Raw genomic sequence first — 2,062 nt, 5'->3', positions numbered from 1 at the left:
AAGCGCGCGGTCGCGACGGTCTCTCCGCCCGACAGATGCAGGCGAACCTGGTCCGGGCCTTCCTCGATGCCCGCTACTTCGGTGCCACGCCGTATCCCCCGCTCGAAGGGGTCGGCCGAGACTACGGGCTCGGCCGCAGGGGAAGGCCTTCCCCTCCCATCATCTTCCAGATCGCGACTCACCAAGTTCCAATTAGCGGGCCCTTGACTTCCAATCAGCCGACCCAAATGGTTCCAATTGTCGGAGACTCGGGGGCAGGATGTTCAAGCGGTTTGTAGAGCGCCGGGCAGAGGAAGCCCTTTCGGATACGCCCGTGGTTCTCATTGTGGGGCCACGGCGAGCGGGCAAGACCACGCTCGTCAAGAAGATGGGGGAAGCCGGCCGCACCTATATCACGCTGGACGACCAGACCGTGCTGGAGGCTGCGCAGTCCGATCCGGCCGGGTTCATCCGGGGACTGGATCGGGCCATCATCGACGAGATTCAACGCGCGCCCGATCTGCTCCTGGCGATCAAGAAGACGGTCGACGAGGACTATCGTCCGGGCCGATTTCTCCTCACGGGCTCAGCGAATGTGCTGACCTTGCCACGGGTCGCCGACAGTCTCGCCGGCCGGATGGAAATGCTCGAGATGCTGCCGCTGGCACGGGCCGAGATCGAGGGCAGGACGCCGACCTTTCTGGAGCGTCTCTTCGAGGGAAAGCTGCAAAAGCCAAGCAAAGCGATCGTCGGCGACGATCTCGTCCACTCCGTCCTGCTCGGCGGATTTCCCGAGGCGATCGCCCGCGAGAGCGAGCGGCGCCGGCAGGACTGGGCGCGGTCCTATCTCACGTCGGTTCTCACCCGCGATCTCAGGGACATCGCTGATGTCGAGAAGCTGACCGAGCTTCCGAAATTCGTGCGGCTGCTGGCCGAGCATTCCAGCCAATTGGTCAACTATTCGCAGTTCGGGGCCAGCATCAATGTCAGCCACAAGACGGGACAGCGCTACGTCAGGCTGCTCGAACAAGTCTTTTTGATCGCGACGCTGCAGCCCTGGTTCACCAACGCGCTGAAGCGCATCGTGAAAACACCAAAGCTACATTTCCTCGATTCCGGCCTGCTGGCGAGCACGCGGGGCCTGACCTTCGACAGGGTGAAGGCGGATCGCGGGACGTTCGGCGCCCTGCTGGAAAGCTTCGTGTTCTCGGAAATGCTCAAGCTGACGACAGCCTCGGACCTGCGACTGACACCCTATCACTTCCGCGATCGCGACATGCGCGAGGTCGACATCGTGCTGGAGCGTGACGACGGCATGATCGCCGGCATCGAGGTGAAGGCCAGCGCCACGGTCAAGTCCGGCGATTTCGCTGGGCTGCGCGCCTTGGCCGAAGCCTCCGGAGACCGCTTTGCTTTTGGCACCGTGCTCTATGACAGCGAGGATGTTGTGCCATTTGGTGACCGGCTGGCTGCGGCGCCATTGTCCTGTTTGTGGAGTTGAGCGGGTGCGCAGAGATTGCCGACGGATCAACCTGCGCGGAGCAATGATTATTGGGGGGAGTCCGTGAGCCTGTATGAGAGGTGGTGCGACGCCACGAGAGAAAAAGACAAACGCAAGCACTACTGGACCTATGTCGAGAAAGAGGACGGCCGCGACGAGATCCGCGATGCCTTGGCCGAGACGATCCGTTCGCATGACGACCGACTGGAACGCATCGCCGAGGACGTGGATCGGCTCGGATACAAGGTCGCCGCCGAGATCCTCAGCGAGGCGATGCCTCAGACGTCCAAGGGTCGTTCGGGCGATCTCGGCGAGATTCTCGCGACTGAGCTCGTCGAGGAGGTGAACCGCGCCGGTTTTTCCGGAGGCTGATTTTCGTTAGTTACGCGGCCATGTCCTCAGTTTCCGGATCTGCGTAGAAGTTGGCCTCTGCCTCTGCGGGCGGGATATTCCCGATAGGCTCGAGGAGGCGGCGATTGTTGAACCGGTCGCCCCATTCGAGCGTCGCGTATTCGACGGCCTCGAAGCTGCGCCAAGGGCCGCGGCGATGGATGATCTCGGCCTTGTAGAGACCGTTGATGG

At 62.4% G+C, this 2,062-nt stretch carries 3 protein-coding genes and 1 pseudogene; 2 read left to right on the top strand and 2 right to left on the bottom strand.

All coding sequences use genetic code 11. The features are described 5' to 3' along the window. Positions 1-182 (bottom strand): hypothetical protein (locus tag BW949_RS17265; RefSeq protein WP_210187222.1); only part of this gene is annotated, 182 nt, incomplete at its 3' end. A gap of 77 nt (positions 183-259) precedes the next feature. On the opposite strand from BW949_RS17265, the gene BW949_RS16380 reads away from it, so the two are divergent. Together BW949_RS16380 and BW949_RS16375 are read left to right on the top strand one after the other, a co-directional pair. Next, the gene (locus tag BW949_RS16380) at positions 260-1,480 is read left to right on the top strand and encodes an ATP-binding protein (RefSeq protein WP_076368005.1); all 1,221 of its coding nucleotides are present in this window, start codon (positions 260-262) and stop codon (positions 1,478-1,480) included. Between the two features lie 63 nt (positions 1,481-1,543). Then, the gene (locus tag BW949_RS16375) at positions 1,544-1,852 is read left to right on the top strand and encodes a Hachiman antiphage defense system protein HamA (protein ID WP_200805156.1); all 309 of its coding nucleotides are present in this window, start codon (positions 1,544-1,546) and stop codon (positions 1,850-1,852) included. 10 nt (positions 1,853-1,862) lie between these two features. Here BW949_RS16375 and BW949_RS16370 read toward each other — a convergent pair. Next, positions 1,863-2,062 (bottom strand): annotated as a pseudogene (locus BW949_RS16370) (IS3 family transposase); the annotation flags it as partial.

This window comes from Phaeovulum vinaykumarii (assembly GCF_900156695.1).
GTDB classification, from domain to species: Bacteria; Pseudomonadota; Alphaproteobacteria; order Rhodobacterales; family Rhodobacteraceae; genus Bieblia_A; species Bieblia_A vinaykumarii.
Note: the sequence above shows the minus strand (reverse complement) of the source record. Positions and strands in the feature narration are given on the sequence as shown.

Coding starts and splice junctions, on each gene's coding strand:
- BW949_RS16380 (WP_076368005.1), top strand. CDS start 260: ATGTTCAAGCGGTTTGTAGAGCGCCGGGCAGAGGAAGCCCTTTCGGAT.